A 7,414-nucleotide genomic window follows, 5' to 3' on the forward strand; every position below is an offset into this window, starting at 1 on the left:
GGGCGCCTCGCCGGCGGGATCGGCACCGACCGCGCGCAGCAGCGCCGCCCGCATCCGGCCGGCGTCCGGCGGGGCGTCCACCAGCTCGTCGGGCAGCAATACCCGCCAGTCCGCCGGGTACCGCGCCAGATGATCACCAAGTGCGCGGCTCGCGCCGAGCACAGCGCACAACCGATTCCGCAGGCCGGCATGCTCGGCGAGGTCCGCGACGAGCGCAGAGCCGTCGGCCGGGCCGAGCGCGTCCACGAGCCGGTCCAGCGCGGCCAGGGCCAGATCGGGATCGGCCGCCCCGGCGAGCGCCCCGACCACGACGTTCGCACGGGCAACGTCGTTCGCCCCGCTCGCCCAGTCGGCCCCGGCAGCGACGTCCGCCCCGGTCGCCCCGTCGGCCGCGGCAGCGATGTTTGCGGCGAGCCGTGGCTGGCCGCCGAGCAGACCGAGGCGCGCCATGATCGCCGCCACCCGGTCGACGTCGCTGAAGCCGAGCCGGGCGAGCTGGGCGGCTACCGAGCTGCCGCGCGGATGGTCCACCGCGGGGGGCGCGCCGAACCCGGTCGAGATCCCCGGCTCTTCGACCCGCATGGCGCAACGCTCACAACACGGGCAGATAGCGGTCGATCTCGAACGGCGTCACCTGCCGACGGTAGTCCTGCCACTCGGCCCGCTTGTTCCGCAGGAAGAACTCAAACAGCTCGTCGCCGAGGGTCTCGCGCACCAGCGAGGACCGTTCCATGATCGTGATTGCGTCGGCCAGCGAGCCCGGCAGCGCGGTGATCCCCCGCTCCTGGCGCTCGGCATCGGTGAGGGTCCACACGTCGTCCGCCGCCGGAGCGGGCAGATCGTAACCGCCCTGGACCCCCCGCAGCCCGGCGGCCAGCACCAGGGCGAAGGTGAGGTAGGGGTTGCAGGCGCTGTCCGGCAGCCGGAACTCCACCCGGGTGGCCTGCGACTTGTGCAGCTTGTACAACGGCACCCGCACCAGGGCCGACCGGTTGTTGTGGCCCCAGCACACGTAGGCGGGCGCCTCCAGCACCTCGCCGAGGCGCTGGTCGCCGATGAGCCGCTTGTAGGAGTTCACCCACTGGTTCGTCACCGCGGTGATCTCCGCGGCGTGCCTGAGCAGACCGGCGATGAATGCCTTCGCGACCTTCGAAAGCTGGTATTCGTCGGTCGGATCGTGGAACGCGTTGCGGTCACCCTCGAAAAGACTCAGGTGGGTGTGCATACCCGAACCAGCCTGATCGCCGAACGGCTTCGGCATGAAGGTGGCGTAGATTCCCTGCCGCAGTGCCACCTCCTTCACCACCTGCCGGAAAGTCATGATGTTGTCCGCGATGGTGAGGGCGTCGGCGTAACGCAGATCGATCTCCTGCTGCCCGGGCGCGACCTCGTGGTGGCTGAACTCCACCGAGATGCCCAGCCGCTCCAGCATGCTGATCGCCTGCTGCCGGAAGTCATGGCTGATGTCGTTCGGGGTGAGGTCGAAGTACCCCGACTCGTCGACCGGTGCCGGCATCGGGCCACCGCGCTTCGGTGGCTCCTTGAGCAGAAAGAACTCGATTTCGGGATGCGTGTAGAAGGTGAAACCCGCATCCGCCGCCCGGGCCAGGGCGCGGCGCAGCACCCACCGCGAGTCCGTGGCGGCCGGCGCCCCGTCCGGCATGATCAGGTCACAGAACATCCGAGCGGTGAGCGGATGCTCACCGCGCCACGGAAGCACCTGGAACGTGGAGGGGTCCGGCCGAGCCAGCATGTCGGCCTCGTGTACCCGCGCAAAACCCTCGATCGCGGAACCGTCGAAACCGATGCCCTCGGCGAGCGCCCCCTCGAGCTCGGCGGGCGCGATCTCCACCGACTTCAGGTAGCCGAGCACGTCGGTGAACCAGAGCCGAACGAAGCGGATGTCCCGCTCCTCCAGAGTCCGCAGAACGAACTCCTGCTGCTTGTCCATGGTGCCTCCGCGCTGAGGTGGGGACTCGACCATACGGGCCGCCCAGTCAGCCTGACCCGACCATAGCGAGGACACCGCCCCGCCGCCGTGATGTTGCCTGCCGGCAACCGCCCCGCCAACGGTCCGTCACATCCAACCCGCGGCACTACCACCGGGTCTACCCCGCAACCCACGGCCGCACCGCGGATCATGCCGCTGGCGGGGCGAGGCGAAGACAGCCCTCAGGCCTGGCCTTTGCGTCCCATTCCCAGCGCCTTCCGGTAGAGCTCCGGGACACGGTAACGCTCGGCCTCATCCCGGGAGCCGGAGTCGATCTGCAGCAGGCCAACCTCCAACCCCAGACTCACCACCTGACATCGGGCATTCTCTGCCCTACCAGTTCGGCAACTTCCCGAACCCGCAACGCCTTGTCGGATTCAGCGTCCCCCGCCTCTCCCCGCGGTCCTCTCAATCTCCAGACAAGTGCAGCCACCTGGTTCCGGGGTGAAGTCGCGGATGCGGTGTCACCCCGGAAGGCGGACTGCTGGTAATGCCCCGGGCACCGAGGATCACGTCTGGGGGTGGGCTGAGGTCAGACCTGGATGCGGCGGTGGACGGCGTCGAGGATCTCGGCGACGGCGTCGTCGACGGGCACGCCGTTGCGCTGGGTGCCGTCGCGGAACCGGAATGAGACCGCGCCCTTGGCGACGTCGTCGTCCCCGGCGAGCAGCATGAAGGGGACCTTCTGCTTCTGCGCGGTGCGAATCTTCTTCTGCATCCGGTCGTCGGAGGAGTCGACCTCCACCCGGATACCGTGGGCGGCCAGCTTCGCGGCGACGCCGGCCAGATAGGGCACGTGCTCGTCGGTGATCGGGATGCCGACCACCTGGACCGGGGCCAGCCACGGCGGCAGCGCCCCGGCGTAGTGCTCCAGCAGAATGGCGAGGAAGCGCTCGATGGTCCCGAACAGCGCTCGGTGGATCATGAAGGGGCGCTGGCGGGTGCCGTCCGCGGCCTGGTACTCCAGGTCAAAACGCTGTGGCAGCTGGAAGTCGACCTGGATGGTGGACAACTGCCAGGTCCGGCCGATGGCGTCCCGGGCCTGCACGGAGATCTTCGGGCCGTAGAACGCGCCGCCACCCGCGTCCATGACGAGCTCCAGGTCCTGCTTCTGCGCGGCGGCGCGCAGCAGCTCGGTGGCCTCCTCCCATTCGGCGTCGGTGCCGACGGCCTTGCCCTCCGGTTTGGTCGACAGCTCCAGGTAGAAGTCGCTGAGGCCGTAGTCCCGCAGCAACCCCAGGACGAAGTTCAGCACGCTGTCGAGTTCGGCGGGGAGCTGCTCGCGGGCACAGAACAGATGGGCGTCGTCCTGAGTGAGCCCGCGTACCCGGGTCAGGCCGTGCACGGTGCCGGACTTCTCGTACCGGTAGACCGTGCCGAACTCGAACAGCCGCAGCGGCAGCTCCCGGTAGGACCGGCCCCGCGACCGGTAGATCAGGATGTGCATCGGGCAGTTCATCGGCTTGAGGTAGTAGTCGGTGCCGCCGTCGAGCTCCATGGGCGGATACATGCCGTCGGCGAACCAGTCCAGGTGACCGGAGATCTCGTACAGCTCCGACTTGGTGATGTGCGGGGTGCTGACGAACGAGTAGCCGTCCTCGAGGTGCCGGCGCCGTGCGTAGTCCTCCATGGCGGTGCGGATCGCACCACCCTTGGGGTGGAACACGGCCAGGCCCGGCCCGATCTCGGTCGGGAAGGAGAACAGGTCCAGCTCCGCGCCGAGGCGGCGATGGTCGCGCTTCTCGGCCTCGGCGAGCCTCGTCTGGTAGGCCTTGAGGGCGTCGCGAGACTCCCAGGCGGTCCCGTAGATGCGCTGGAGCTGCGGGTTCTTCTCGCTGCCTCGCCAGTAGGCCGCTGCCGAGCGCAGGATCGCAAACGCCGGGATCGACCGGGTGCTCGGCACGTGCGGTCCCCGGCAGAGGTCCTTCCAGCACAGCTCGGCGGTTTTCGGGTCGAGATTGTCGTAGATCGTCAGCTCGCCGGCGCCGACCTCGACGCCGACCTCGGTGTCCTCGGTCGCGTCGGCGCCCTCGCCCGCGGTCGACTTCAGCCCGATCAGCTCGATCTTGTACGGCTCGGCGGCGAGCTCGGCGCGGGCCTGCTCCTCGGTGACCACCCGACGGGAGAACCGCTGGCCGGCCTTGATGATGGCCTGGGCCTTCTTCTCGATGGCCTTCAGGTCATCCGAAGTGAACGGCGTCTCGACGTCGAAATCGTAGTAGAAACCGTTGTCGATGGGCGGGCCGATACCGAGCCGGGCCTTCGGGAACAGTTCCTGGACGGCCTGGGCAACGACATGCGCGGCAGAGTGCCGCACGATGGCTCGGCCGGTCGGCGAGTCGATCGCGATGGGTTCGACGACGGCGCCATCGTCGAGAACATGCGCGAGATCACGCTGCTGACCGTCCACCAGGGCGGCGATGACGTCGCGGTCGTCGGCGAACAGATCGGCGGCCGTCGTCCCGGTCGGCACCACCCGCGGATCGCTACGCTGGGCCTGCTGGACGGTAACGCGGACGTCGGACACCGAAAGTCTCCTGTTGCGATAGGACACACGTGCGCGGGGATCACCGCGCCGACGACGTGTCGTCGGCCATGCGGGCGATCCCGCGGCGGCCATGCTGGCTCGATCGCGATGCTACTCGCGCCCGCGAGAGGCCCCCAAGGCCTTTACACTCAGGGTGACGGTTCCGCTCCGCCGCGCCCGTTGGTAACGACCGGCCCGGTCAGCCGGTGCGTCCCGCCGGCGCCATGCCGGCCGGCGACCCCCCGGACGGCTCGGGTCGGGTACATCCCGCCGGAGCCACGCGAACCGCCGCCGTCGTTGGGCCCGCCGACGCTGTACCGCCCGCCGACCGAGTACGGGCCGCCGACCGGGTAGACGCCGGAGTCCGACCCGTCGCCAGCACCCGGGTGGGCGGCCGTTGCCGGTCCGCCGGGTTGGGCCGGACCCCGCGCGCCGCCATCCGGGTCGTCGGCGCCGGGGGCGGCATCCGGGCCGGCACCGGTTCCCGGCAGCCCGGGGTCACGGCGCAGGATGCCGCCGAGCACGGTGTCGACGATCGTGCCGATGCGAGTGCCGCTTACCTCGCGGTTGCCGCTCATGTACTGGCGGTAGGCGACCGGACCGATGAGCATGTCGACGACCAGGTCCACGTCGACATCGGCGGCGAGCTCCCCCGAGTCGACGCCCCGACGCAGCAGGTCGGCGGCACGCTGCCGGGACGGCTCGATCACCTTCTGCGAGTAGGTGGCGAACAGCTCCGGATGGGTGGACCGCTCCGCGGCGAGCTTGGGCATGATGCGCCCGGACAGGGACTGGATGTTGTGCCGGCGAAGGGCGTTGAGCCAGGCCACGAGGTCATCGCGCAGCGAGCCGGTCTCGACGGCATCCACGCTGTCAGCCAGCGTGTCCAGGGCGTCGACGATCAGGACGTCCTTCGTCGGCCACCGCCGGTAGACGGTGGCCTTGCCGACGCCGGCGCCGGCCGCGACCGCCTCCATCGACAGGCTGGCGAACCCGACGGTGGCCAGCTCGTGCAGGGCCGCGTCGAGGATCGCCTCATCGCAGCGGGGATCCCGGGGCCGGCCGGGCGAGCGCGCGGGCTTCACCCCGGAGGGCACCCGATCGGCCGGGCGCCGGGGACGCGGGGGGCGCGCATCCGCGGTCGTCATCCGGCGCGTCCTCCGTCTGCTCTGCCATCCATCCCGTCACCACCGTGCCGATGCATCCGCATGGAGAGGCCACCCGCTACCTGGTCGCGCCGCGTGTCTTCACCGTGTGTTTCCGACCGTGTTTCTGACCGTGTTCCCGACCGTGTGTTCCCGTCGCATTTCAAGATCAGCATACGTGCCCGGAGGCCCAGACGCATCCGTTTGCCATGGCAGCGGCGTGGCGGGCGGTTCCCTTGCGCCCAGGTGTGCGGTGCGCACCAGTTTCGACCACTCGGCGGGCGGGCCCGACCGTGGCAGCATGGACAGCACGCCGGGACGCCCAGCGCCCGGACGGACGCATCAGGAGTGCTCATGGACTCGTCAGGCACTGTCCGCAACCAGACATCCGACGACCACCCGCGGCCCGCGGACTCTGCGGGGACGGCGGCGACGCTCTACGGCGCGCCGGCCGAGACCCGGCCGCCGCGCCGGTCGCGGTTCACGGTCCGCGACGTGGCGGCGGCGAAGAGCCGGGGCGAGAAATGGTCGATGCTCACCGCGTACGACTTCACCACCGCCACCGTCTTCGACGAGGCCGAGATTCCCGTCCTGCTGGTCGGAGACTCGGCCGCCAACGTCGTCTACGGCTACGACACGACCGTGCCGGTCACGGTCGACGAGCTGATCCCGCTCGTGCGCGGGGTGGTGCGCGGGGCTCCGCACGCGATGGTCGTCGCCGACCTGCCGTTCGGGTCGTACCAGGCCGGCCCGGAGCAGGCGCTCGCGACCGCCACCAGGTTCCTCAAGGAGGGCGGCGCCCAGGCGGTGAAGCTCGAGGGCGGCGCGCGGGTCGCCCCGGCGATCGCCGCCCTCGTCGGCGCGGGCATCCCGGTGATCGGCCATCTGGGCCTGACGCCGCAGAGCATCCACGCTCTGGGCGGCTACCGGGTGCAGGGCCGGGACGAGGCCGGCGAGGTCCTGCTCGCCGACGCGCTGGCGATCGAGGCCGCCGGCGCGTTCGCGGTCGTGCTGGAGGTCGTGCCCGCGGACCTCGCCGCCCGCGTCACCAAGGAGCTGCACATCGCCACGGTCGGGATCGGCGCCGGCGCCGACTGCGACGCGCAGGTGCTGGTCTGGCAGGACATGGCCGGGCTCAGCGGCGGCCATGTCCCCCGCTTCGTGAAGCGGTACGCCGACCTGCGCACCGTGCTCGGCGACGCGGTGCGCGCCTACCGCGACGAGGTGCGCGGCGGGCATTACCCGACGATCGAGCACAGCTACTGATCCACCGTGGCGGGACGGTTGCGGTGCGTTCTGTACGGCCTGGGCTCGACGGATCGTGCACATCGCACCGCAATCACTCCCGGGCACGCCACGGTCAGGCTCGGGCCAGCGCCGCCGCGAGTTCGTAGCGGGCCGCCACCAGCGACGGTCCGTACCAGGTCAGCAGGCGGCCGGGGACGCAGACCGCGGGGGCGGCGAACGCTTCGGGCCCGTCGGTCGGGCTGAAGGCGTACGGCTCGTCGGGCAGTACGACGAGGTCGTGCGGCGGGAGGTGGGCCGGATCAAACCGCGGGTAGCGCTGCGGGGAGTCCGCCAGCACGTTGTCCACCCCGAGGCGGCGCAGCACGTCACCGGTGAAGGTGTCGCGCCCGACCGCCATCCACGGACGGCGCCAGATCGGCACCACGGCGCGGCGGCGCGGGACGGGACACGCGGCCGCGGTGCCGGCCGCGTCGGCGGTGTCGGCCCAGGCCGTCTGGGCGGCGT

At 70.8% G+C, this 7,414-nt stretch carries 6 protein-coding genes and 1 pseudogene; 1 reads left to right on the top strand and 6 read right to left on the bottom strand.

Annotated elements, in window-relative coordinates; translation table 11 throughout:
- The 5 genes and pseudogenes from ND748_RS20700 to ND748_RS20715 all read right to left on the bottom strand — a co-directional run.
- Window positions 1-582: pseudogene (locus ND748_RS20700) on the bottom strand (bifunctional glutamine-synthetase adenylyltransferase/deadenyltransferase); the annotation flags it as partial.
- 10 nt (window positions 583-592) lie between these two features.
- The gene (locus ND748_RS20705; protein WP_251747656.1) at window positions 593-1,951 is read right to left on the bottom strand and encodes a glutamine synthetase family protein; all 1,359 of its coding nucleotides are present in this window, start codon (window positions 1,949-1,951) and stop codon (window positions 593-595) included.
- Window positions 1,952-2,172: 221 nt separating this feature from the next.
- Complete coding sequence (locus tag ND748_RS34175; RefSeq protein WP_285902452.1) at window positions 2,173-2,301, bottom strand: hypothetical protein; 129 nt, start codon at window positions 2,299-2,301, stop codon at window positions 2,173-2,175.
- A gap of 221 nt (window positions 2,302-2,522) precedes the next feature.
- The gene (gene thrS, locus ND748_RS20710) at window positions 2,523-4,517 is read right to left on the bottom strand and encodes a threonine--tRNA ligase (protein ID WP_251747657.1); all 1,995 of its coding nucleotides are present in this window, start codon (window positions 4,515-4,517) and stop codon (window positions 2,523-2,525) included.
- 149 nt (window positions 4,518-4,666) lie between these two features.
- Window positions 4,667-5,665, bottom strand: a complete 999-nt coding sequence (locus ND748_RS20715) for a TetR/AcrR family transcriptional regulator (RefSeq protein WP_251747658.1) — start codon at window positions 5,663-5,665, stop codon at window positions 4,667-4,669.
- A 351-nt stretch (window positions 5,666-6,016) separates the two neighbouring features.
- On the opposite strand from ND748_RS20715, the gene panB reads away from it, so the two are divergent.
- On the top strand, window positions 6,017-6,928 hold the full coding sequence (gene panB / locus ND748_RS20720; protein ID WP_251747659.1) for a 3-methyl-2-oxobutanoate hydroxymethyltransferase: 912 nt from the start codon (window positions 6,017-6,019) through the stop codon (window positions 6,926-6,928).
- Window positions 6,929-7,022: 94 nt separating this feature from the next.
- Here the strand turns inward: panB and ND748_RS20725 are convergent.
- Window positions 7,023-7,414 (bottom strand): helical backbone metal receptor (locus ND748_RS20725; RefSeq protein ID WP_251747660.1); only part of this gene is annotated, 392 nt, incomplete at its 5' end.

This window comes from Frankia sp. AiPs1 (genome assembly GCF_023716945.1).
GTDB lineage: Bacteria > Actinomycetota > Actinomycetes > Frankiales > Frankiaceae > Frankia.